The 21842-nt window shown below is 63.2% G+C and carries 22 protein-coding genes; 12 read left to right on the top strand and 10 right to left on the bottom strand.

What is annotated here, in order from left to right; translation table 11 throughout:
* Positions 1-86 precede the first annotated feature (86 nt).
* Positions 87-1667, top strand: a complete 1581-nt coding sequence (locus ACQ5BM_RS11370; protein ID WP_429810946.1) for an ABC-F family ATP-binding cassette domain-containing protein — start codon at positions 87-89, stop codon at positions 1665-1667.
* A gap of 9 nt (positions 1668-1676) precedes the next feature.
* On the opposite strand, the gene ACQ5BM_RS11375 is transcribed toward ACQ5BM_RS11370, so the two are convergent.
* The gene (locus ACQ5BM_RS11375) at positions 1677-2579 is read right to left on the bottom strand and encodes a cation diffusion facilitator family transporter (RefSeq protein WP_429810948.1); all 903 of its coding nucleotides are present in this window, start codon (positions 2577-2579) and stop codon (positions 1677-1679) included.
* 201 nt (positions 2580-2780) lie between these two features.
* On the opposite strand from ACQ5BM_RS11375, the gene ACQ5BM_RS11380 reads away from it, so the two are divergent.
* Entirely contained in the window at positions 2781-3560 is a 780-nt protein-coding gene (locus ACQ5BM_RS11380; RefSeq protein WP_429810949.1) for a hypothetical protein, read from the top strand.
* A gap of 5 nt (positions 3561-3565) precedes the next feature.
* Here the strand turns inward: ACQ5BM_RS11380 and ACQ5BM_RS11385 are convergent, their stop codons facing one another.
* From ACQ5BM_RS11385 to ubiE, 8 genes are all read right to left on the bottom strand, one after another.
* Positions 3566-4834 carry an MFS transporter gene (locus ACQ5BM_RS11385; protein WP_429810951.1) on the bottom strand — a complete coding sequence of 423 codons (1269 nt, stop codon included), beginning with the start codon at positions 4832-4834 and terminating at the stop codon, positions 3566-3568.
* A 253-nt stretch (positions 4835-5087) separates the two neighbouring features.
* Positions 5088-5558 carry a nucleoside deaminase gene (locus ACQ5BM_RS11390; protein ID WP_429810953.1) on the bottom strand — a complete coding sequence of 157 codons (471 nt, stop codon included), beginning with the start codon at positions 5556-5558 and terminating at the stop codon, positions 5088-5090.
* Positions 5559-5667: 109 nt separating this feature from the next.
* Positions 5668-6261 carry an ankyrin repeat domain-containing protein gene (locus ACQ5BM_RS11395; RefSeq protein ID WP_429811163.1) on the bottom strand — a complete coding sequence of 198 codons (594 nt, stop codon included), beginning with the start codon at positions 6259-6261 and terminating at the stop codon, positions 5668-5670.
* A gap of 476 nt (positions 6262-6737) precedes the next feature.
* Entirely contained in the window at positions 6738-7517 is a 780-nt protein-coding gene (locus tag ACQ5BM_RS11400; RefSeq protein ID WP_429810954.1) for an SDR family oxidoreductase, read from the bottom strand.
* A gap of 162 nt (positions 7518-7679) precedes the next feature.
* A complete protein-coding gene (locus ACQ5BM_RS11405; protein WP_429810956.1) occupies positions 7680-7940 on the bottom strand; it encodes a hypothetical protein in 261 nt (86 codons plus the stop codon).
* 159 nt (positions 7941-8099) lie between these two features.
* Entirely contained in the window at positions 8100-8627 is a 528-nt protein-coding gene (locus tag ACQ5BM_RS11410) for a GNAT family N-acetyltransferase (protein ID WP_429810958.1), read from the bottom strand.
* 224 nt (positions 8628-8851) lie between these two features.
* Positions 8852-10426 carry a 2-polyprenylphenol 6-hydroxylase gene (gene ubiB, locus ACQ5BM_RS11415; RefSeq protein ID WP_429810959.1) on the bottom strand — a complete coding sequence of 525 codons (1575 nt, stop codon included), beginning with the start codon at positions 10424-10426 and terminating at the stop codon, positions 8852-8854.
* 5 nt (positions 10427-10431) lie between these two features.
* Positions 10432-11208, bottom strand: a complete 777-nt coding sequence (ubiE, locus tag ACQ5BM_RS11420) for a bifunctional demethylmenaquinone methyltransferase/2-methoxy-6-polyprenyl-1,4-benzoquinol methylase UbiE (RefSeq protein WP_429810961.1) — start codon at positions 11206-11208, stop codon at positions 10432-10434.
* A 172-nt stretch (positions 11209-11380) separates the two neighbouring features.
* Here ubiE and mutM point away from each other — a divergent pair, with 172 nt between their 5' ends.
* The 4 genes from mutM (at position 11381) to dnaA (ending at position 16147) form a co-directional block, all read left to right on the top strand.
* Positions 11381-12271: a bifunctional DNA-formamidopyrimidine glycosylase/DNA-(apurinic or apyrimidinic site) lyase gene (mutM, locus tag ACQ5BM_RS11425; protein ID WP_429810963.1), complete on the top strand. Its 891-nt coding sequence runs from the start codon at positions 11381-11383 to the stop codon at positions 12269-12271.
* A gap of 50 nt (positions 12272-12321) precedes the next feature.
* A complete protein-coding gene (locus ACQ5BM_RS11430; RefSeq protein ID WP_173515320.1) occupies positions 12322-13095 on the top strand; it encodes an enoyl-CoA hydratase in 774 nt (257 codons plus the stop codon).
* Positions 13096-13396: 301 nt separating this feature from the next.
* Positions 13397-13663 (top strand): 30S ribosomal protein S20, encoded by a 267-nt coding sequence (gene rpsT, locus ACQ5BM_RS11435; RefSeq protein ID WP_034797494.1) that lies wholly within the window; start codon positions 13397-13399, stop codon positions 13661-13663.
* 1038 nt (positions 13664-14701) lie between these two features.
* Positions 14702-16147 carry a chromosomal replication initiator protein DnaA gene (gene dnaA / locus ACQ5BM_RS11440; RefSeq protein WP_429810965.1) on the top strand — a complete coding sequence of 482 codons (1446 nt, stop codon included), beginning with the start codon at positions 14702-14704 and terminating at the stop codon, positions 16145-16147.
* Positions 16148-16391: 244 nt separating this feature from the next.
* Here dnaA and gcvA read toward each other — a convergent pair whose 3' ends face one another.
* A complete protein-coding gene (gene gcvA, locus ACQ5BM_RS11445; protein ID WP_429810967.1) occupies positions 16392-17336 on the bottom strand; it encodes a transcriptional regulator GcvA in 945 nt (314 codons plus the stop codon).
* 160 nt (positions 17337-17496) lie between these two features.
* Between gcvA and ACQ5BM_RS11450 the strand changes: the two genes are divergently transcribed.
* From ACQ5BM_RS11450 to ACQ5BM_RS11475, 6 genes are all read left to right on the top strand, one after another.
* Complete coding sequence (locus ACQ5BM_RS11450; protein ID WP_429811165.1) at positions 17497-18429, top strand: DMT family transporter; 933 nt, start codon at positions 17497-17499, stop codon at positions 18427-18429.
* A 123-nt stretch (positions 18430-18552) separates the two neighbouring features.
* Complete coding sequence (locus ACQ5BM_RS11455) at positions 18553-18927, top strand: YciI family protein (protein WP_429810969.1); 375 nt, start codon at positions 18553-18555, stop codon at positions 18925-18927.
* Complete coding sequence (locus ACQ5BM_RS11460) at positions 18924-20198, top strand: RNA polymerase sigma factor (RefSeq protein ID WP_429810971.1); 1275 nt, start codon at positions 18924-18926, stop codon at positions 20196-20198. The genes ACQ5BM_RS11455 and ACQ5BM_RS11460 overlap by 4 nt, the downstream gene beginning before the upstream one ends.
* 76 nt (positions 20199-20274) lie before the next feature.
* On the top strand, positions 20275-20688 hold the full coding sequence (locus ACQ5BM_RS11465) for a DoxX family protein (protein WP_429810973.1): 414 nt from the start codon (positions 20275-20277) through the stop codon (positions 20686-20688).
* Positions 20689-20722: 34 nt separating this feature from the next.
* The gene (locus tag ACQ5BM_RS11470) at positions 20723-21088 is read left to right on the top strand and encodes a DUF1801 domain-containing protein (RefSeq protein ID WP_429810975.1); all 366 of its coding nucleotides are present in this window, start codon (positions 20723-20725) and stop codon (positions 21086-21088) included.
* Positions 21089-21201: 113 nt separating this feature from the next.
* Positions 21202-21816, top strand: coding sequence for a glutathione S-transferase family protein (locus ACQ5BM_RS11475; protein ID WP_429810976.1), 615 nt, complete (start codon positions 21202-21204; stop codon positions 21814-21816).
* The last annotated feature ends 26 nt before the right edge of the window (positions 21817-21842 follow it).

Here is a 21842-nt window from a genome sequence, read left to right on the forward strand (position 1 = left end):
TAGAAATTTGAACAGGATACACGCATCGATGGATTTCACCCTGACCGCCAAGCCGAACCGTCTTGCCATCAGGGAAAACCGTATCCATGCCTGCTTCGATTTCACTCTCCCAACTTTCGTGGTCCACGCCTGAGGGCCGAAGCCTCTTTTCCGATCTCGACCTCACCTTCGGTCCGCTGCGCACCGGCCTTGTCGGCCGCAACGGCGTCGGCAAATCCACGCTCTTGCGCTTGATCGAAGGTTCGCTGGTGCCGCAGAAAGGCAGGGTCTCCGCCGAAGGCAGCCTTGGCGTCTTGAGCCAGACGGTGCAGGTCGCGGCCGATGAGACCGTAGCCGACCTCTTCGGCGTCTCCAGGGCGCTCGCCGTCCTCAAGCGAGCGGAAGAGGGGTTGGCCGACATGGACGAGCTTGCCGCCGCCGATTGGACGCTCGAATCCCGGCTGGAAGCCGCGCTCGCCCGCGTCGGTCTCGACGCTGCGGCAGAGACGCGCCTTGCCGCCCTTTCCGGCGGCCAGATGACGCGCGTGAAACTCGCGGCCCTCGTCTTCCAGGAGCCGGATTTCATCCTGCTCGACGAACCCACCAACAATCTCGACCGTGAAGGGCGAGCCGCCGTTGCCGCGTTGATGGCCGGTTGGCGCGGCGGCGCCGTCGTCGTCAGCCACGATCGCGAACTTCTGGAAACGATGGACGCGATCGTCGAGCTGACGACACTTGGCGCGACGACCTATGGCGGTAATTGGAGCCACTACCGCGAGCGCAAGGCGATCGAGCTGGCCTCGGCCCGCCACGATCTGGCCGATGCCGAGCGGCGTCTGGCCGAGGTCGACCGCAAGGCCCAGGAAACGGCCGAACGCAAGGCGCGCAAGGATGCCGCCGGCCGCCGCAAGCGCGCCAGGGGCGACGAACCGTTGCTGCTCCTCGACGCCAGGAAGGAGCGCAGCGAGAAGACCGGCGGCGATAATGCCCGCCTGGTGGAACGCCGGCGCGATCAGGCGGTCGGGGACCTGGCGGACGCGCGGGAACGCATCGAGATCCTGCAGCCACTGAGCGTTCGCCTGCCTCCGACCGGGCTCCCCGCCGGGCGCAGCGTGCTGCAGATCGGCGATGCCAGCGTGGGCTATGAGGCGGGGACGCCTGTCGTCGATCGCCTGTCGCTTTCGATCGTCGGACCGGAACGCGTGGCGCTTACCGGCCGCAACGGCTCCGGGAAGACGACGCTCTTGTCGCTATTGACGGGCGAACGTCAGCCGTGGTCGGGCAGCGTCCGCGTCTTGGTCGATCACGCCATGCTCGACCAGCGGGTGAGCCTGCTCGATCCCGCGCTCTCGATTCGCGACAATTTCCGACGCATCAACCCTGGAGCAAGCGAGAATGCCTGCCGCGCGGCGTTGGCCCGCTTCATGTTCCGGGCGGATGCTGCCCTGCAGGTCGTCTCGAGCCTCAGCGGCGGCCAGATGCTGCGCGCCGGTCTCGCCTGCGTGCTCGGCGGCAGCAGCCCGCCGCAACTCCTGATCCTCGATGAGCCGACCAACCATCTGGACATCGATTCGATCGAGGCGGTCGAGGCGGGCTTGCGGGCCTATGACGGTGCGCTGCTGGTCGTCAGCCACGACCACGCCTTTCTGGAGGCGATCGGGATCACGCGGCGCATCGAGCTTTCCTGAAAGGGAGAACTACTCCGCCCAGCGCGCTTCGCCGGTAAAGGCGATCGTCAGCCAGCGGTCGTGGCCGGGGTCGCCGATCTCTTCACCGATCTCGGCGCGAATCCGGTCGAGCTCGGCAAGCGTGCCGAGCTTGGTTTCCGGCGTGCCGATCAGATAGATCTCGATCGTCTTGGAGCGGCCGACCTTGGCGACATAGGTGCGATAATCGGCAAAGCCGTGGCGCGCAACAGCGCTGGCGGCCGCCTTGCGCACGCGCTCGTCGAGTTCAGCGGGCGCGACCAGGAAGATCTCCTTCAATGCCTGGAAAACCGTGCGGATCGGCAGCGGGATCAGGCAGAGCGTCAGCACGATCAGGGTCGTCGGGTCGACATAGGGTGTCCAGTGCTCGTATGCCGTGCCCTTCAGCGTGGCGGCGGTCAGGAACGCGATCAGGAGGGCGGCCGTGATCACGCCGGACATCGCCCAGGCACGCACGTCGAGCGCCAGGAACTCCGAACCGATCGGCCGGTTCGCCCGGCGTATATAGAAGAACATGACGAGGCAGATCACGACGACGACGGCGGCATAGGCGATCGCCCAATCGAAGGCGAGGTGGTTGCCGCCCGACAGAATTGACCCTACGGCGTTGATCATCGCGTAGAACGAAAGCAGCGTCAGCAGCCCGGCATTGAAGAGCAGGACCATCGGTTCGATGTGCCAGAAGCCCATCTGGAACCGCTTGCTCTGCTTCGGGATCAGTTGCGTCACGCCGAGCGCCAGCAGCGTCATGGAGGCGTCGACGGCGGAGAACACCCCGTCGAACACGATCGAGACCGATCCGGACAACAGGCCGAACAGCACGCCCGTCGTGCCGACGACGATGGTCGCGGCGATCGATCGTTTGAGCACGGTCTGTTCGGTCTGAGTCGTCATGATGTTGTTTTTACTCCTGTTTCGGCGTGGCACCGTAGGGGCTGGCGGTGCGAAATTGTGGCAGCCAGTGCAAACATAGCGTTTCGCCCCTTCGTAGGACAGTCGCCGCGCGCACGCGCTAATAAAGCTCAGCGTTGTGTTTCGAGGGCTGCACGCCCAGTATTGCCGGAGGTCACCCGTGGCGAAGGACGTGGAGGGAAAATGATTGGCGAAATGTTTCTTGGTGCCCTGTTTGTCTTGGGTACGGTCGGCCTGACGCTCGCGGCCTATTTCCTGATGCGGTTGATCATGGGCGGCGAGGCGGAAGGGCACGAAAAGGAACTTGCGAGTTCCGTCATCTTCCGTATCTCGGCGCTGCACGGCCTGATCCTCGCGCTCGTCTTCGCGCAGGAGATGGTCGAGTACCAGCAGCTCAAGTACGAGATGGCGACGGAAGCCGGTGCGATCGCCGATATTTTCTACGATGCCGCACGTTACGGCGAAGCCATCAAGACGCCGATCCAGCAGGCGATTGCCGCCTATGCGGCGGAGGTGATCGATGGCGAATGGCAGTCGCTGGCGGACAAGGGTCGGCTTTCATCTGAGGCCTGGGTTCAATGGGATCATGCCTACCAGCAAGTGCTGAACCTCATACCGGCCGACAAGCGCCAGGAGAGCCTGCGCAGCCAGATGCTGGAGCGCCTGCATGACATATCGCAAAGCCGAACCAAGCGGGAAAGCAACGTCGCGGACTCGATCGACAGCATCTTCTGGTTCGCGGCACTTTCCGGCGTCATCTTCATCGCGCTCGCCTATTATTCCTTCCCGCCGATGCGGCGCAATCTGCTGCTGCTGTGTCTCTTCGGCGCCTATACCGGCATCATCCTGTTCCTGATCTATGCCTTCTCCAATCCGTACCAGCCTCCGGCTGCCCTTGCCCCGGGACCGCTCGAGCGGGTGCAGCAGCAGATCAGCGCGTCGCGGCCAACAAACGGCGGATAACGGCGCTATGCGAATTGACCCAGCCGCAGAAGGTCCCCGTGGATGGCGCCGCTGTCGGACGCATCGGCGCGTGCCGCCCCGGGGCGCGGTGGCGGCATGGCGTGACCGACCGCAAACAGAAGCGCGCTGGCCGCCGAAAGCAGCGCGAACAGCAGGAACATGCCGGCGCCTCCGACGGCGCCAAGTGCGAGGCCGCCGATGAGCGGCCCGAGGAAATTTCCGACCGACGACAGCGAGTGCGCGCCGAAATAGGTACCCCGGTTGCCGGCATTGGAAATACCGTCGACCAACACATATTCCGAGGGCACGACGAGCACCTCGCCGATGGTGAAGAGGATCATCGAGGCGATGAGCATGTCCGCTCCGGACGAGGCTGCGAAACCGATCTCGCCAATCAGAAACAAGAGGCAGCCGAGCGACAGCGCCGGCAGGGCGCCGATCCTCTCGATGACGAATCGAGCCGGCGTGCTGGCGATCAGCACCGTTGCAGCATTGGTCGAAACCAGGAGCGCAAAGAGCGCGATGCCATCCTCGAAACCGGTGTTGATATACTGCGACAGGGTCACCGACCACTGACCATGAACGGCGAGCAGCAGCGTGCCGCCGATCACGAAGAAGACCAGCCGCCGGTCGCGCAGGGCGGCAACAAGCTCGCGCCAGCCACCGGCGGCCTGTGATGCCTCCTTGGTTTGCATCATCTGCCTGCTGGCGGCTTCGGGTATCGTCAAGAAGAGCGTCAGGCCGAAGGCTGCATGCATGACGCCGGCGCTGACGAAGAGCGTCGAGTAGGCGGCGCCCACCCACACGCCGATCAACGGCCCGATGGCCCAGCCGGCATTGATGGCGAGATAGCGCCAGGAGAAGACCTTGAGGCGCAGATGCGCCGGCGCCGCGTCGCTCATCAGGGCGCGCGCAACCGGTTCATAAACGGCGGCGGCTACGGCGGAAACGATGTGCGCCAGCGCGAAAGCAGCGATCGATTGCGCCAGCCCGAGCCCCGCCAGCGCCAGGCCGGCCATGAGAAGCGCTGCGGTCAGCATCCCTTTTCGGCCGATACCGTCGGACAGCGTGCCGGCAAAAGGACTGACGATGGCGCCGAGCAGCGGGCCGGCGCCGATCAGGGCGCCTATGCCCGCGGGACCGAGGCCAAAATCACGCTGCAGTCGGATCGCCAGAAATGTCAGGCTCATGCCCTTGGCGATGGTCACCACGCCGGAGCCTGCGATGAGGAGCAGCGCGACACGGCGGCCGGCGTTTTCGGAATAGGCATTCATCGCAGGCACCTGCAGGCTGGAGGTCGCTCCGCTCCTTGCGGAATGCGGAACGAGGGAAATCGAACGCGAGATTCCCTTTGCGACTACATCCAGCGCGTGTGCAAGGCAAGGGGGATCAGCCATCGTCAGCCGATGAACCGGCGAGGGGCACTGGCTTTCCCACTCCGCTTCGACCAGTACAGAATACCGAGGCCGCCACCGGTCGTGGCCACCTCAGGACAGTCTCGCAATGTCCCCGGTATTGGGCTGCCGGTTATTTCGTCCCCTGCCGTTCCTGCCAGGCCGCATAGAGCGGCACCGCGCCGATATCGTCGACCGGCACATGGCGGAAGCGCATGGCCTGCTCGGCAAGCGGCTTTGCCAGTTCGGCGTAGATCGCCGCCGTCGAGAGCCCGAAGGGTTCTGCATCGGCGTTCGAGTTCGCATAGGCGATCTCGGTGATCCCGGCCATGCGCATGGCCGCCAGACACATCGGGCAAGGCTGGCCGCTGGCGTATACAGCGGCACCTTCGAGCCGCGGGGAGCGAAGATTTCGAGCGGCGGCGCGCAGCGCGTTGAGTTCCGCATGCGAAGTCGGGTCCCCGGTCGACAGCATCTCGTTGACGCCGCGGCCGACGATCTCGCCGTCCTTGACGACGATCGCGCCGAAGGGGCGACCGCCTTTCTCGATGTTGCGACGGGCGAGCGTTACCGCCTCGGCCAGATAGGTCTGTTCCTGGTTCATGGGAGACTCCCGCTAGAGCAATTCCCGGAAAAGTGTGAAGCGGCTTTCCGTCCGGAATTGCGTAAATTCAGAGGTTCGATCGTTCCGCCGGTTCCAAGAGCGAAACGGTCTAACGGGCACCGGCGTCGACCAGCAGCTTTTCGATGCGGTCGTAGCCGCGCTGGCGCGCATGGCTCAGCGGGCTGATGCCGTCGCCATCGGCAAGGTTGACGTCGGCGCCGGCCTTGATCAGCAGCCGCACGATTTCGGTGTGTTTTTCGCCGCCGGTGCCGAGGATGATTGCCTCGAGCAGCGCCGTCCAGCCGAGCCGATTGATGTGATCGATGTCGACGCCGGCATCGATCAGCGTCTTGACGGTCTCGACATGGCCGCGCTCGGACGCGGGAATGAGTGCCGTACCGCCATAGCGGTTCGTGCTCTTGAGGTTGGCGCCATTCGCGAGCGTCAGCTTCAGGATTTCGAGATGGCCACGGGCGCCGGCGTAGAGATAGGGGCTGTCCTGGATCTTGTCCTTGGCGTTGACGTCGGCGCCGGCCTCGATCAGGGCGCGCGCCGCATCGACGCGGTTTTCATGGGTGGCGACGAGCAGGGCCGTTGCGCCGCTGGCATCGCGGGTCTCGACGCTCGCGCCTTGCTGCAGCAGCGATTTGATCTTGTCCGCATCACCGGCTTCGGCAGCAGAAATGAGTTGGGTTTCGAGCATTGAGGCCCCTACGGCTGCAGGTGAAAGGCCGAGGGCGGCGATCGATGCGCCGACCAGCGAGCCGAAAAGTCTTTGTCGCATTCGTCTTTCCGATCATGCAATCGGTCGGACGCCCCACCGACCGCAGCGATTTCGGTTGAGCGCGGGTTCGGAACCTGGGAGTGGTTGCCCCTGGGTACGCTCTCGCTCATTGCGCTCGTGCTTACTTGAGCTGGTCCGTGACCTTTTCAAGGGCGCAAGACACGCGTGTTTGCCGAACGTCTCCCGCGCCCAGCATTGCCCCTCCGCGCGGACCATAGGTGGCCGAGCTTCTATTTGGAAATTAAATCTATGAATGAGTAAAAGTGGAAATCTGAATGATCTTGCCTGTGGCGGCCGGCTGCAAGTCCTCCTTAAATCGAGGTTGATTTAAGGAAATAGGCAGCAGGCGAGGTGTGATCCGACGCTTGGATCACACCTGCCACAGGTGGATGGCGTCAGAGCATCGAGCGGCTGAGGCCACCGTCGACCGGGAGCGCGACGCCGGTGACGTAGCTTGCCTGACGGCTGGCGAGGAAGGCCGCGGCTGCCCCGAATTCCGCCGGTGTGCCGTAGCGTCCGAGCGGGATCTCCCGCTGACTGCGCGCCGCGACCGTTGCGATATCGACGCCTTCGCTCTCCGCATCCATCCGGTCGAAACTCAGCGTGCGGTCGGTGGCAAGCCGCCCGGGGAGAAGCAGATTGACGGTCACGCCATCGGCTGCGACCTCGCCGGCAAGCGTCTTCAGCCAGCCAGCGACCGCACTTCTGAGCGCATTCGAAGCGGTCAGCCCGACAATCGGCTCGCGGATGCTGGTGGAGGCGACGGCGATGATGCGTCCGAACTGCTGCTCCCGCATGTGAGGCAGCAGCCGTCCGGTGATGCGCATGCCGGCCAGCACCATGGTTTCGAATTGCGCGCGCCAGAATTCGGGTTCGATCGTCGAGGCAGCCGAAGGGGGCGGTCCGCCGCCATTCAGCACCAGAATGTCGATCGCGCCGAAATCGGCTTCGAGACGATCCAGCAGGTCGTCGAGCATTTCAGATTTCGAGAGGTCGAGCGCGTAGCCCCGCGCCGACGGGCCGATGTCGCTTGCCACCTTGGCGGCCGATGCCGCATCGCGACCGGTCAATGCAACGGCGACGCCTTCATTTGTCAGCGCCTCAGCGATACCGCGGCCCAAACCCCGGCTGCCGCCGAGCACCAGCGCGCGTTTTCCAGCAATACCAAGATCCATGACCGCTTCTCCTCGATGTTTCAAGAATGACCAGGACTTGGAGCTACTACAGTTTTGCGCGAAGCGGAATCGAATTACCGTCGGCAAATCACGAGGGCGGACAACGGAAAGCCCGGCTGGAGAACCGGCCGGGCTTTTGCCCCTCGCCCTCTTTGCCGCTGATCAACGGCAGATGCGAATTTTCTTGAAGTAAACGTTGCCGTAGTGGTCGTAGCGCTTGACCTTCTTGATGAAGCAATAGGGCTCGTCTTCGTAGTAGTAGGGTCCGTCGTAGTAGTCGCCGACATAGCCGATATGTCCGCCCCAGCCATGGCCGTAATGGCCGTCGCTGAAGCCGATCGAGAAACCGCCGGCCTGCGACGGCGCGGCAAAGGAGACGGCGGCGGTGACGGCAACAGCGGCTGCGATGATGAACTTGCGCATGATGTTCTCTCCTCTGGGTTGGTTGGGATGAGCCTTCGTCATCCATGAGGAGAAGATCGCATGGGGCCGATATATTCGCAGTTCCGGATGGAACAGGCTGAAGCCGGTGGTTGCGGAGGACCGCGATCCACCGGCTGTAGCGGTTGTCGACCGCCGACTCTAGATGCGCTGTGCCGCTGGCGTGCGGATACGCGCCATGGCGAAAACGTCCGCCAGCACGCCGTTCCTGAGCGCATAGGCCCGGTGCGTGCCCTCCATCTCGAAGCCCGCCTTGCGGTAGAGTGCGATCGCAGGCTCGTTGTCGGTGAACACGGTGAGTTCGATACGGCTGATGCCCAGCCAGTTGTCGGCAGCGTCGATCAGGGCTGTAAGCAGAGACTTACCAATACCTTCGCCACGGTGATTGTCGTCGACGCTGATGCCGAGGGCGGCCGAATGGTGTCGGCGTCCCTTGCTGCGATGCAGGCCCGCCATGCCGACGATCCGACCATCGCGTTCGGCAACGATGACCGCGTCGTCGTCCGATCGGGTTTCCATCCACTTGCGTGTCTGCTCCGGGGTGGAAAAGGGCAGACGGAGTGTTCCGGATCGGATGCCCGGCTGGTTCATCAAGGCGGCAACGGCCTCCCAGTCGACGACGCGCGCCGCGCGGATGCTGATTTTAGGAGGAGCGTGCGTTTCGGTCATTGTTTCCTCTCTTTCGTCCGAGGAAACAGGACCCAACCCTGCTCGCCTCGGCAGGGTTGGTGGGGGACTTTCGCTTAGCTTAGCGCAACAGGTCTCCACACACCCCCTAGGGTATGCGTGCAAAGCACCATTGCGATCATCGAGCGATTGTCCATGGCGAAAGAATAGCAAGCGAAAGTAGAAAGACAAGTGCGCACACGTCGGATGCCCGGCGTGAAGGTCGATCAGGTCACCTGCCAGGCGATGTAGACGAGTGTGGCGGCGATCAGCCACAGCGCCACACGGCCGGAACGCGTGTGCCTGGCTTCCGCCTTGCCGATCGCGTGCGCGGTCTCCGCGTCGAAGCGCAGGCCGTTCGCGCTCATCGCCATGATCTCGCTGGAGAACTTTTCCGTGCGGGCGGCGATTTCTGGGGCGGCCTCCGCGAGCCGCAGTGCCGCATGCAGTCCGTCGCGCAAATCGGTGACGATGCGCTTCGGTCCGAGATTGTCGCGGATCCACTTGCCGACGACCGGTTCGGAGGCCTTCCACATATTGAAGCGCGGGTTGAGGGTGCGCGCGACCCCTTCGACGACCACCATGGTCTTCTGCAGCATCACCAGTTCAGGGCGCGTCTGCATGTCGAAGAGTTCGGTGACCTCGAAGAGCAGGGTGAGGAGCTTCGCCATCGAGATGGTTTCGGCCGGCTGGCCGTGGATCGGCTCGCCGATCGCGCGGATTGCCTGGGCGAAGCTCGCCGCATCATGGTGCGATGGCACGTAGCCCGCCTCGAAATGCACGTCGGCGACGCGCTGGTAGTCGCGGGTGATGAAGCCGAACAGGATCTCCGCCAGGAAGCGGCGCTCCTTCTTTCCAAGTCTTCCGACGATGCCCATGTCGACGGCGACGATATGGCCGGCTTCATCGACGAAAAGGTTGCCCTGGTGCATGTCGGCATGGAAGAAGCCATCGCGCAGCGTGTGGCGCAGGAAGGACTGGATGAGCGTTTCGGCGAGCTGGTTGAGGTCGTGGCCGGCAGCCTTCAGCCCCTCGATATCCGACATCTTGACGCCGTCGATCCACTCCATGGTGACGACGTCGCGGCCGGTCCGTTCCCAGTCGACCTTCGGCACGCGGAAGCCGGAATCGTCCTTGGTGTTCTCGCCGAGCTCGGAGAGGGCTGCCGCCTCCAGCCGGAGATCCATTTCGATCTTGGTCGTCTGCTCCAGCGTCTTGGTGACCTCGACCGGCTTCAGCCGCCGCGTATAGGGCAGGAAGCGCTCCTGCATGTGGCTGACGAGATACATCGCCTCGATGTCGGAAGCGAAGCGCTGGCGAACACCGGGGCGGATGACTTTGACCGCGACCTTTTCCGGCCCGCCTTCGCGCATCACGATGGCCGGATGCACCTGCGCGATCGAGGCGGCCGCCATCGGCTCGGAAAATTCGGCATAGAGGTCATCGACCCGCCGGCCGAGCGAACCTTCGATCGCGGCCTTCGCTTCTGTCTGCGGGAAGGTCGCCATGCGGTCCTGCAAAAGCGACAGGTCGGCTGCGAACTCCGCGCCGACGACATCGGGGCGGGTCGCCAGGAACTGGCCGATCTTCACATAGGAAGGGCCGAGGCGGGCGACAGCGCGCGACAGCCGGTCGCTGCGTTCCTCACCCAGCACCCTGCGGCGCGCGAGCAGCCCCGCCACCTTCTGCGCGAAGCGGGCAAAGGGCGGCAGATGCTCCGATGGGATGGCCGAGACGACGCCTTCGCGCACGAGAACCCAGCCGATCCGCGCGAGGCGGACATATGCTCCAGGCGTGCTCATCGGGATCAGATTTTCCAGCCGGAATGCAGCGCTGCGATGCCGCCGGTGTAATTGGTGAAGGAGACGCGCGAGAAGCCGGCTTCCTTGATCATGGTGGCGAAGTCGCGCTGGTTCGGGAACTTGCGGATCGATTCCACCAGATACTGGTAGGGAGCCTCGTCGCCGGTAATCAGCTTGCCGAACTTCGGGATCGCGTTGAACGACCAGGCGTCATAGAAGCGATCGAGCAGCGGCATCTCCACTTCGGAGAATTCCAGCACCAGCAGGCGACCACCGCGCTTCAGCACGCGGTAGGCCTCCTTCAGCGCCACGTCGATGCGCGGCACGTTGCGGATACCGAAGGCGATCGTATAGGCATCGAAGGAATTCGCCTCGAAGGGCAGTTCCTCGGCATTGGCCTCGACGAAATCGAGGTTGGCGGAAAGCTCCTTCTTCTCCGCGCGTTCAGCGCCGACGGCGAGCATCGAGCCGTTGATGTCGAGCACGGTCGCATGCGCCTTGCGGTCGGACGCCTCGATGATGCGGAAGGCGATGTCGCCGGTGCCGCCTGCAACGTCCAGCACCCTGTAGTCTTCCCGGCGTGGCGGGTTGAGCGCGGCGATCATCGCGTCCTTCCAGGCGCGGTGCAGGCCGGCCGACATCACATCGTTCATGATGTCGTAGCGCTTCGCCACCTTGTGGAATACGTCGTTGACGAGCGGCTGTTTTTCGCCGGCGTCGACGTTGCGGAAACCGAAAGATGTTTCCATGCCGCCATCGGCCGATACGCGCTGATCCGTCATACGAAGAACTCCATCTGAACCAATTTTTCCGGCACCATAGCGAAAAGGCCCCATCCGCGCTATCTCGTGGACGGGACCGCGCCTGCGGCATAGCGCACCCTATAGGATAAGAAGGCCGCCAAGGAAATGCCAGCCGCCGTATCCCGGTGGCTGAGATCGCAGGAGTGCATTTATGCCGGAGTTGCCCGAGGTCGAAACTGTCAAGCGCGGCCTGGCGCCGACCATGGAGGGCGCGCGGATCGTCAATGCGGAGTTGCGCCGAGCGGACCTGCGCTTCCCGTTTCCGGAGAATTTCTCCTCGACCGTTGCCGGACAGCGCATCGTCTCGCTGTCGCGCCGGGCGAAGTACCTGATGATCGATCTGGAAGCGGGCGACGTGATCATCGCCCATCTCGGCATGTCCGGTTCCTTCCGTATCGAGGCAGGGCCGGCTGCGGCGACGCCGGGCGCGTTTCATCATCCGCGGGGCAAGGACGAGAAGCACGATCACGTCATCTTCCATCTCGACGGTGCCGACGGCCCGGTGCGGGTGATCTACAACGACCCGCGGCGTTTCGGCTTCATGGATCTTGCCCGCCGCGACACGGTGGCAAGCCACGCCTATTTCCGCGCACTCGGCGAGGAGCCGACCGGAAACGCGCTCGATGCCGCCTATCTTGCCGCGCGCTTTTCCGGCAAGGCGCAGCCGCTGAAAGCGGCATTGCTCGACCAGAAGAACATCGCCGGTCTCGGCAACATCTATGTCTGTGAGGCGCTCTGGCGCTCACATCTGTCTCCTTTGAAGCCTGCGGGTGAACTCGTCGACAAGCGCGGCAAGCCGAAAGACGGGCTGCTGCGACTGACGGATGCGATCCGCGAGGTCATCGCCGATGCCATCGCCGCCGGGGGCTCGTCGCTGAAGGACCATATCCAGGCGGACGGATCGCTGGGGTACTTCCAGCATTCCTTCTCCGTCTACGACCGCGAAGGAGAGGCTTGCCGCACGCCGGGTTGCAACGGTACGGTCGCCCGTGTCGTGCAGGCGGGCCGCTCGACCTTCTATTGCCCGCATTGCCAGAAATGAACGCCGGCCGTCCGCGGCCTGGCATCTCGAATGAACCGGAGGAAACAGGAATGACCTACGAAACGCTGCTGGTCGAAACGCGCGGCCGCGTCGGCCTCGTGACGCTCAATCGTCCGCAGGCGCTGAATGCGCTGAATTCGACCGTCATGCGCGAGCTCGCCGCGGCGCTGAAAGCCTTCGACGCTGACAAGGAGATCGGTGCCGTGGTCGTCACCGGCTCGGAAAAGGCCTTTGCCGCCGGCGCCGACATCAAGGAGATGCAGTCGCTCGATTTCGTCGACAGCTATCTCGGGGATTTCATCGGCGGCTGGGACCAGGTGGCCGCGGCGCGCAAGCCTGTGATCGCAGCCGTCTCCGGCTATGCGCTCGGCGGCGGCTGCGAACTGGCGATGATGTGCGACTTCATCATCGCCTCCGAGACCGCGAAGTTCGGCCAGCCCGAAATCACCCTCGGCGTCATTCCCGGCATGGGCGGCTCCCAGCGCCTGACGCGTGCAGTCGGCAAGGCGAAGGCGATGGACCTGGTTCTCACCGGTCGCATGATGGATGCGGCGGAGGCGGAACGCGCGGGACTCGTTTCGCGTGTGGTGGCGCCGGAGAAACTGATGGAGGAAGCGCTGGCGGCTGCCGAGAAGATCGCATCCTTCTCGCTGCCGGCGGTCATGATGGCGAAGGAGGCGGTGAACCGCTCGCTGGAGCTGACGCTCGCCGAGGGACTTCGTTTCGAGCGGCGGCTCTTCCACTCGCTGTTTGCGACCGAAGACCAGAAGGAGGGTATGGCCGCCTTCGTCGCCAAGCGCAAGCCGGAGTTCAAGCACCGCTAGAGTGAGATGAGGAAAAGCGCGCGCGGTTTTCCGTCCGCATCCCGCTCAAGCTTGTGAGTAACGGTCACGTTATGGTTTTGGGTCGCTCAGACCCAAGATCATCGTGATCCAAGCCAAAGGGGACTCGCAGATTCTGGAAATTGCGCGTTGACGGGGCGGCCGTTTCCCGCTATACGCCGCCCTCAGTTTGGAACGCCATTCTGGGCTTTCCGGAAATACTCCCGAATTGCTTTGATGACAGGTCGCAGTGACCCGGCACGGCGAGGGCGGAGTTGATGTCAGTTTTCGAAGAGAGGCACCAATGGCCAATACAACTTCGGCGAAAAAGGCGACCCGCAAGATCGCACGCCGCACCGCAGTGAACAAGGCCCGTCGTTCACGCGTTCGTAACTTCATCCGCAAGGTCGAAGAAGCGATCGCTACCGGCGATCAGGCAGTTGCAGCCGCAGCGCTCAAGGCAGCTCAGCCCGAGCTGATGCGCGCAGCCACCAAGGGCGTTCTGCACGCCAACACTGCATCGCGCAAGGTTTCGCGTCTTGCACAGCGCGTCAAGTCGCTTTCGGCCTAATCCGGCTAAGAAAAATCTGTTAATGAAAAGCCCGGCCCTTGCGCCGGGCTTTTCGGATTCATACTTCTGTCATCGCGATGGTTAATCCGGCGGTATTACCTTGTGTCAATGCGATGACAAATTTTTTGAAATAAATTCAATGACTTACGAGAGGTCCTTATCAAGAGGATGTCTCTGGTTGGGGCGCCTTTGACGCCTGAATGAGTCAAGCGATTTTTTATTTTTTTTCTTTTTCGCCAGCTAAGCAAAGGCTGAAAAATCAAAACCCTTGATTCAACAGCGATTCTTCGCGGACTCGGAATGCGGCAAGCAAAAGGCAGGCTGAGAGTCAACGGTCAGTGCTTAAGGTTGCTTAAAAATCGCGATTGATCTTGCCCATCGATCCTGCCTAAATGCCCTCCACAGGGGACACGGACCACATCTGTAAAGGAAGCAGAAGACGCCATTTCGAAGAAATGGTTTCGATGTTTCTGTCCTTTGTATCAGGGCGGCTCCGCGTCGTTCAATCAGACAAGTCGAAGGTGAAAAACCGGATGGTTCGTTCCACTCCGGATGAGAAGCTTTCGACCTATGGTTGTGGTGGGGTGCTCATATGTCGACGGCGGGTGCAAGCGGCACCCGGCGGACGGCAAAGTCCAACGCGCGGCTCGACGCTTCGTACGAGGGTGCGAAGAGCTGTTGACGAGGAGGAGGATCCGAGGCGGTGCGGGAAGCGCACCGGAGGATTGTTGACAAGAGGCGCGAGGGGACATCCTCCGGCCACGAGGCGGGCGGATGCGCGTAGCGCGCGGCGAGGCGGGAGATGAGGAGCCCGGCGTCGACTGCGACTGTGACGTTCGGCGAATGCGGCATGGCCTTCCGAGGCGCCGCGGGCGACGGACATAAGAGATGACGCCGGCAGCGATGACGGCATCTGAACATGAATTGGAAGGCGGCAAAATGCAGATGAATTTGGTGACGGCGGGCGCACTTCAGAAAGAAGGAGACGCATTCCAAGCCGGAAGCAATCTATCTCAGGCGGCGGGGGAAAAAGTCGACATGAGGCACGACGCACTGTTCGAGCGGGTAAGTGCGCGTCTCAAGGCTCAAGTCGGTCCGGATGTCTTCGCAAGCTGGTTTGGGCGTCTGAAGCTCCATTCCGTATCCAAGAGCGTCGTGCGTCTCTCGGTGCCGACCACATTCCTGAAGTCCTGGATCAACAATCGTTATCTCGATCTCATCACCTCGATCTTCCAGCAGGAAGACGGCGAGATTCTGAAGGTCGAGATCCTGGTGCGCACGGCGACCCGTGGCGCCCGGCCAACGACACAGGAAGAAGCGTTGCCGCAGGCAGCCGAAGCGGCGCCGGCCGCACCGGCGCGCCGTCCGGCAGCAGCGCAGCCGGTTGCGACCGTTGCCGCAGCCGCGGTCGCGAGCGTTCAGAAGCCGGCCCAGGCGCCGCTTTTCGGCTCGCCGCTCGACCAGCGCTATAACTTCGAGAACTTCGTCGAGGGTTCCTCGAACCGCGTGGCGCTTGCCGCCGCCCGGACGATCGCGGAAGCCGGCGCCGGTGCGGTGCGGTTCAATCCGCTCTTCATCCATTCGAGCGTCGGTCTCGGCAAGACGCACCTCCTGCAGGCGATCGCCATCCAGGCGCTGCAGAGCGCGCGTGCACCGCGCGTCGTCTATCTGACGGCCGAATATTTCATGTGGCGTTTCGCCACCGCCATTCGCGACAACGATGCGCTGTCGCTCAAGGAGTCGCTGCGCAACATCGATCTCCTGATCATCGACGACATGCAGTTCCTGCAGGGTAAGTCGATCCAGCACGAGTTCTGCCATCTCCTGAACATGCTGCTCGATTCCGCCAAGCAGGTCGTCGTCGCCGCCGACCGCGCGCCGTGGGAGCTGGAGTCGCTCGACAGCCGCGTTCGTTCGCGTCTGCAGGGCGGTGTTGCCATCGAGATGGACGGCCCGGACTACGACATGCGCCTCGAAATGCTGAAGCGCCGGCTGGAAGTCGCCCGCCAGGAAGACGGATCGCTCGACATTCCCGGCGATATCCTGAGCCATGTCGCCCGTAACGTGACGGCGAGCGGTCGCGAACTGGAAGGCGCGTTCAACCAGCTCCTGTTCCGCCGGTCCTTCGAGCCGCAGCTTTCGATCGAGCGCGTCGATGAGCTTCTCGGCCATCTCGTCAACGCCGGCGAGCCGCGCCGCGTGCGGATCGAAGACATTCAGCGCGTCGTCGCCAAGCACTACAACGTCTCGCGCCAGGAGCTCGTCTCCAACCGCCGCACCCGCGTCATCGTCAAGCCGCGCCAGATCGCCATGTATCTGTCGAAGACACTGACCCCGCGCTCCTTCCCGGAGATCGGCCGTCGCTTCGGTGGACGCGACCACACGACGGTGCTGCATGCCGTGCGCAAGATCGAAGAGTTGATCGCCGGCGATACCAAGCTCAGCCACGAGATCGAGCTTCTGAAGCGGCTGATCAACGAATAGTCGCGGGACTGTTCCAGGAAATTGGCCCGGCTTTCCGGGCCTTTTTCGTTTGGATCACTTCTTTGCTCCATCGAAACGATGAAGTCGGCGCAATTGCGCAAGGAAACCGCTTCACGCTTTTCTTGGGCTTGGAGCGGCTCTCAATGCGTGTCGCGATCTCTCCGATCCACCGCTTGCGCTTTAAGTTCTTGATGTTTCGGCTGTCGTTGTCGCAAGGCCGCTGCGCACTCGCGTGCGAAAAGCTTTAGCGCAACGCTTTCAGCGTCGGTCGCTGCGCCGATCTGATCGTCTGGTCCTCGATGATCTGCTGTGCTCGCGCTTCCGCGATGATCCAGGCGCGGAAGGCGACGACCGGCGGTCGGTCGAGGGCGGCCGGCGGGTAGACGAGGTGATAGGCAAGGCCGGTCATCACGCCCTCGGGGAAGGGGGCGACGAGCAGGCCTTCCGCAAGCTCGCGCGCCACCAGGGACAGCCGCACCAGCGCGACGCCGTCTCCGGCTTTCGCCGCCTCGATCGCGCCGTTGCTGTTGACGAAGACCGGCCCGCGCCCGGGGTCCACTCCTTCGACCCCCGCCGCCTCCAGCCACAGCCGCCAGTCCTGGCGGTGCACGTCGTGCAGCAGCGCGTGGCGGGCGAGGTCGCTGGGCGTGTCGAGCGGCTCCTTGGTCCTGAGCGCCGGGTGGATGACCGGCACCGGGTCGTCGTCGATCAGGCGTTCGCTGACGAGACCGTCATAGCGACCGAGCCCGTGCCGGACGGCGACGTCGACGCCGTCATTCTCGAAATCCGTCAAACGGTTCGTGGTGCTGATGCGGACATCGATTCCAGGCACCTGCTGTTCGAAAGCGCCGATGCGCGGCACCAGCCATTGGGCGGCGAAGGTCGGCGTGCAACTCACCGTCAGCACCGGGGCACGTTTGCGTGCGGTCAGTTCCTCGGTCGCCTCCCGCATCATGCGGAATGCCCGCCGGAGCGTCGAAAAATAGATGCTGCCGTCTTCCGTCAGAACCAGTTGCCTCGGCCGCCGCTCGAAGAGCGCCACGCCGAGTGTCTGCTCCAGTTCCCGCACCTGCAGGCTGACGGCCCCGGGCGTGACGTTGAGTTCGCGCGCCGCCTTGGTGACGCTGGCGTGTCGCGCCGTTGCCTCGAAGGCGCGAAGCGACGCGAGTGAGGGCAGGGATGTCGCCATGGTTTAGTCAAACTCAATCATGCGTCGAGAAATGATCGTTTGTTCCATGCCTAATATCCTGAGAATAATGAAGCAATGTCAAGGCAATCGAAGCCGCTATGATTTAGTCAGGCAAACAAAGAGGGTTACGGTCGTGGTGCAAGAAACTCACGCCAAGGTCATGGGCGCCCGGGAATGGGGCATGTTGATCCTGTTGTCCATCCTATGGGGCGGCTCCTTCTTTTTCATCGGCATCGCCGTCAAAGTGCTGCCGCCTTTTACGATCGTGGCGCTGAGGGTCAGTCTCGCGGCGGTCGCGCTGCTCGTTTTCGTGCGCTTCGCGGGATTGTCGATGCCGCGGGATCCGCGCGTGTGGCTGGCGTTCTTCGGCATGGGGCTGCTCAACAATCTCATTCCCTTCTCGCTGATCGTCTGGGGTCAGACGCATATCGCCAGCGGCCTCGCCTCGATCCTCAATGCCACCACGCCGCTCTTCGGCGTGCTCGTGGCCCATCTCCTGACCGACGACGAGAAGCTGACCATCAACCGCTTCGCCGGCGTGGTCGTCGGATTCCTCGGCGTTGCCATGATGATCGGTCCGGCGGCACTCGGCGGGCTCGGCGCGAACCTCCTAGCCCAGTTCGCCGTACTCGGCGCGGCGCTCTCCTATTCGCTGGCAGGCGTATTTGCCCGCCGCTTCAAGCGCATGGGCGTTGCACCCCTGGTTACCGCGACCGGCCAGGTCTCGGCAGCCAGTGTGATGCTGGTACCGCTGTCGCTCCTCGTCGATCATCCCTGGACGCTCGCCATGCCCGGCCCCGACATCTGGGCAGCGATCGTCGGTATCGCCCTGGTCTCGACCGCGCTCGCCTACGTCCTGTTCTTCCGTATCCTGGAGACGGCCGGTGTCACCAACCTGATGCTTGTCACCTTCCTGATCCCGGTCAGCGCCATCCTGCTCGGCGCGATGTTCCTGGGCGAGACGCTGGAACCCAAGCATTTCTTGGGCATGGCACTGATTGCAGCGGGCCTCGCGGCGATCGATGGGCGCCTTCTCCGCCTCTTGCGTCGGCCGGCTGTCGAGCCCAACTTGGAATGCCGCGAGAACGCCTGAACGTTCACGCTCACACGTCTTGCGGGCCGGTAGGCGAAAGCACTACCGGCCCTGTTTTTTTCACCGGGGTTGTCGGCTATCTGTCGATGCCATCGTCTTTGAACCGAGGAGCAGGTGAGTTCCATGCTTTACGCCGTGTTTTGCTATAACCAAGAAGATATCACGAGTGCCTGGAGCAAAGAGCAGGACGAAAAGGTCATGCGTGATCTCGCAGCCGTCCAAAGCAAATATGCCGAGGCGGGCAGGCTTGGGCCGGTGGCGCGCCTGCAGCCGACAACGGCGGCAATGACGCTTCGGCACAGCCATAGCGAGACGATCGTCACCGATGGCCCGTTTGCCGAGACGAAGGAACAGCTACTCGGCTTCTATGTGGTCGATTGCGCATCTCTCGACGAAGCGCTCGAGTTCGCTCGTGATTTGAGTTCTGCCAACCCGGCCGCCGGCTCCTACGAAATCCGACCTCTTGCCCTCTACAAACCCAGTGAGCTTGCTTCATGACAGACACCGCCTGGATAGACCTCGCACTCGTTTCAGCCCGGCCGCAGGCTGTGGGCGCATTGCTGCGCTATTTCCGCAATCTGGATACGGCCGAGGAAGCGTTTCAGGAGGCCTGCATCCGGGCTTTGAAGACATGGCCGAAGAGCGGGCCGCCGCGCGATCCTGCGGCGTGGTTGATCTTCGTCGGCCGCAACAGCGGCATCGACAAGGTCCGGCGCCAGTCACGCGAGACGGCGCTGCCGCCCGAAGAAATGCTCTCCGATCTCGAGGATCAGGAAAGCGGTCTCGCTGACCGGCTGGATGGGTCGCAGTATCGCGACGATATTCTTCGGCTGCTGTTCGTCTGCAGCAATCCCGCACTCCCCGCCACGCAGCAGATCGCTCTGGCGCTGCGCATCGTCTCGGGCCTTTCCGTCAAGCAGATCGCCCGCGCCTTTCTCGTCAGCGAAGCGGCGATGGAGCAGCGTATCACCCGCGCCAAGTCCCGCGTCGCGGCCGCTGGTCTTGCCTTCGAGACGCCTGATGCAGCCGATCGTACCGACCGGCTCGCCGCCGTCGCAACGATGATCTATCTCGTCTTCAACGAAGGCTATTCGGCGATGAACGGCCCGGAAAGCGTCTCGGCCGATCTCTGCGAGGAGGCGATCCGCCTTGGGCGCCTGCTGCTGCAGCTCTTTCCCGCGGAACCGGAGATCATGGGGCTGACGGCGTTGATGATGATCCAGCATTCCCGTGCGCGCGCGCGCTTCGATGCCGATGGGGCAGTCATCCTGCTCGAAGATCAGGATCGCGGATTGTGGAACCGGCCGCTGATCAACGAAGCGCTGGCGCTGATCGACAGGGCGATGCGCCATCGCCAGCCCGGCGCCTATCAGATCCAGGCGGCGATCGCCGCCCTGCACGCGCGGGCCGAGCGCCCCGAGGACACCGACTGGGCGCAGATCGATCTGCTGTACCAGGCGCTCGAAAGGCTGCAGCCCTCGCCGGTGATCACCCTCAACCGGGCCGTGGCGGTGTCGAAGCGCGACGGTCCGCAAGCGGCGCTCGCCATGATCGAGCCGCTGGCCGACAAACTGTCCGGCTATTTCTATTTCCACGGCCTCAGCGGACACCTGCTGAAGCAACTCGGCAAGGTTCGCGAGGCGCGCGTCGCATTCGATCATGCCATTGCGCTCGCGACCAACGCCGCCGAGTGCGCCTATATCCGCATGCAACTCGACAAGCTCGGTGAGGAGCCGGGCATCGAAAGCGGCCGCGCCGAAAAGAGATAAAAGTTCGGTGGCTGCTGTCGGGATCGGTCGCGCAGCTTCGTCCTTGGACCGAAACGAGATCCAAGGAGAGACACCAATGAACACCAGTCTTGTCATGTCTGTTCCGACGGCAAGGTCCGTCATCCTCGGCCGCGTTCTGAGTGGCGTGCTCGTCGCGTTCTTGGTCTTCGATGCGGCAATCAAGCTTGTGCCGCTTCAGGTCGTCACCGAAACCATGGTTGCCCTCGGCTATTCCGCGGATCCGGGCCTGGCGCGGCTGCTCGGTGTGCTGACGCTTCTCTCCACGCTGCTCTATGTGATCCCGCGGACTTCGATCCTCGGTGCCATTCTGCTCACCGGCTATCTCGGTGGCGCCATGGCGACGCATTTGCGGGCGGATAGCCCGCTCTTCACCCACCTGCTCTTCGGCTTCTATCTCGGCGTCATCGCCTGGGGCGGCCTGTGGCTCAGAGACTCGCGGCTGCGCAGCCTGATCCCGTTCAGGAACTGACGGCCGCCTTTAGCCGAACGAGTGAGAAACGACCATGACCAAGACTGTCGAAGACTACATTGCCGGCCTTTCGGGCGTTCCGGGAGACGTCGCGAAACGCCTGCATGCGGCGCTCATTGCCGCAGGCGGGCTCACCGATATCGTCAAATGGGGCCACCCCATCTATGAGGCCGGTGGGCTCGTCTGCCTGTTCAAGGGCGCAAAGGACCACGTGACCTTCGGCTTCTGGCGCGGAGCCGACATGCTCGATCTCGACTCCCGTCTGGAAAAGGGCGGCGGCAAGGGCGACATGGCCTATATCCGTCTGGGCGCGATAGACGATATCGACGATGGCCAGGTCGCCCGGCTCGTCGCCAAAGGCATCGCGCTCAACCGGCTGAAGGGCGATCCGATGAAGTAGCGCCTCGCGATACAAACTTGCAGAACAGCCGGTAAAACAGAGCGCCTTTATCGGCCGTAATGCAATATCTCTTCGCGGGAACAGGAATTCACGCCGGATCCCGCGAGGCAAACATGATCCTCTATTATCAGACCCATTCTCCGTTCGCCCGCAAGGCGCTCGTCTTCGCGCACGAGATCGGTCTTGCCGACCGGCTGGAAGTCATCCACCACGAGACCAGCCCGACGCGGCGCAACGACGAAGTCTACGCCGAAAACCCCCTCGGTAAGGTTCCGGTGCTGCTGCGCTCGGGGCAGGAGCCGATCTTCGATTCCGACGTCATCTGCGCCTATCTCGACACGCTGCACGAGGGGCGCAAGCTGATCCCGGAAAGCGGCGAGCCGCGGTGGCGGGCCCTGCGCATGCAGTCGGTGGCGCAGGTCCTCGCCCAGACCGGCATCGGTTTGCGGTGGGAATGGGAGAGGCGCCCGCAACACCTGCGTTATCCGGAACTCGCCAAGGGGTACGAAGAGAAGATCGAGGCGACTTACGATTGGCTGGAGCAGGCGCTGTCGCCTGAGGAAGGTGTCGATATCGGGCAGATCGCGCTCGCCACGACGCTCTCCTGGATGGCATTTCGCGACCTGCCGTCGTTCCGCAACCGCCCGCGGCTGAGCGACTGGTTCGATGCGTTCGAGCGGCGGCCGTCCATGCAGGTGACGCCGCTTTCGGGTGAGACGTTCGATTGAGCCGGCGAAAAGCGCCGGTAGCAGTT

Origin of the sequence: Ensifer sp. B1-9 (genome assembly GCF_050474445.1) — a bacterium.
Lineage (GTDB): Bacteria > Pseudomonadota > Alphaproteobacteria > Rhizobiales > Rhizobiaceae > Ensifer.

Bases quoted from the DNA above. Each gene is read 5' to 3' on its own strand.
- ACQ5BM_RS11370 (WP_429810946.1), top strand. From the start codon at position 87: ATGCCTGCTTCGATTTCACTCTCCCAACTTTCGTGGTCCACGCCTGAG.
- ACQ5BM_RS11375 (WP_429810948.1), bottom strand. From the start codon at position 2,579: ATGACGACTCAGACCGAACAGACCGTGCTCAAACGATCGATCGCCGCG.
- ACQ5BM_RS11380 (WP_429810949.1), top strand. From the start codon at position 2,781: ATGATTGGCGAAATGTTTCTTGGTGCCCTGTTTGTCTTGGGTACGGTC.
- ACQ5BM_RS11385 (WP_429810951.1), bottom strand. From the start codon at position 4,834: ATGAATGCCTATTCCGAAAACGCCGGCCGCCGTGTCGCGCTGCTCCTC.
- ACQ5BM_RS11390 (WP_429810953.1), bottom strand. From the start codon at position 5,558: ATGAACCAGGAACAGACCTATCTGGCCGAGGCGGTAACGCTCGCCCGT.
- ACQ5BM_RS11395 (WP_429811163.1), bottom strand. From the start codon at position 6,261: ATGCTCGAAACCCAACTCATTTCTGCTGCCGAAGCCGGTGATGCGGAC.
- ACQ5BM_RS11400 (WP_429810954.1), bottom strand. From the start codon at position 7,517: ATGGATCTTGGTATTGCTGGAAAACGCGCGCTGGTGCTCGGCGGCAGC.
- ACQ5BM_RS11405 (WP_429810956.1), bottom strand. From the start codon at position 7,940: ATGCGCAAGTTCATCATCGCAGCCGCTGTTGCCGTCACCGCCGCCGTC.
- ACQ5BM_RS11410 (WP_429810958.1), bottom strand. From the start codon at position 8,627: ATGACCGAAACGCACGCTCCTCCTAAAATCAGCATCCGCGCGGCGCGC.
- ubiB (WP_429810959.1), bottom strand. From the start codon at position 10,426: ATGAGCACGCCTGGAGCATATGTCCGCCTCGCGCGGATCGGCTGGGTT.
- ubiE (WP_429810961.1), bottom strand. From the start codon at position 11,208: ATGACGGATCAGCGCGTATCGGCCGATGGCGGCATGGAAACATCTTTC.
- mutM (WP_429810963.1), top strand. From the start codon at position 11,381: ATGCCGGAGTTGCCCGAGGTCGAAACTGTCAAGCGCGGCCTGGCGCCG.
- ACQ5BM_RS11430 (WP_173515320.1), top strand. From the start codon at position 12,322: ATGACCTACGAAACGCTGCTGGTCGAAACGCGCGGCCGCGTCGGCCTC.
- rpsT (WP_034797494.1), top strand. From the start codon at position 13,397: ATGGCCAATACAACTTCGGCGAAAAAGGCGACCCGCAAGATCGCACGC.
- dnaA (WP_429810965.1), top strand. From the start codon at position 14,702: ATGAGGCACGACGCACTGTTCGAGCGGGTAAGTGCGCGTCTCAAGGCT.
- gcvA (WP_429810967.1), bottom strand. From the start codon at position 17,336: ATGGCGACATCCCTGCCCTCACTCGCGTCGCTTCGCGCCTTCGAGGCA.
- ACQ5BM_RS11450 (WP_429811165.1), top strand. From the start codon at position 17,497: ATGGGCGCCCGGGAATGGGGCATGTTGATCCTGTTGTCCATCCTATGG.
- ACQ5BM_RS11455 (WP_429810969.1), top strand. From the start codon at position 18,553: ATGCTTTACGCCGTGTTTTGCTATAACCAAGAAGATATCACGAGTGCC.
- ACQ5BM_RS11460 (WP_429810971.1), top strand. From the start codon at position 18,924: ATGACAGACACCGCCTGGATAGACCTCGCACTCGTTTCAGCCCGGCCG.
- ACQ5BM_RS11465 (WP_429810973.1), top strand. From the start codon at position 20,275: ATGAACACCAGTCTTGTCATGTCTGTTCCGACGGCAAGGTCCGTCATC.
- ACQ5BM_RS11470 (WP_429810975.1), top strand. From the start codon at position 20,723: ATGACCAAGACTGTCGAAGACTACATTGCCGGCCTTTCGGGCGTTCCG.
- ACQ5BM_RS11475 (WP_429810976.1), top strand. From the start codon at position 21,202: ATGATCCTCTATTATCAGACCCATTCTCCGTTCGCCCGCAAGGCGCTC.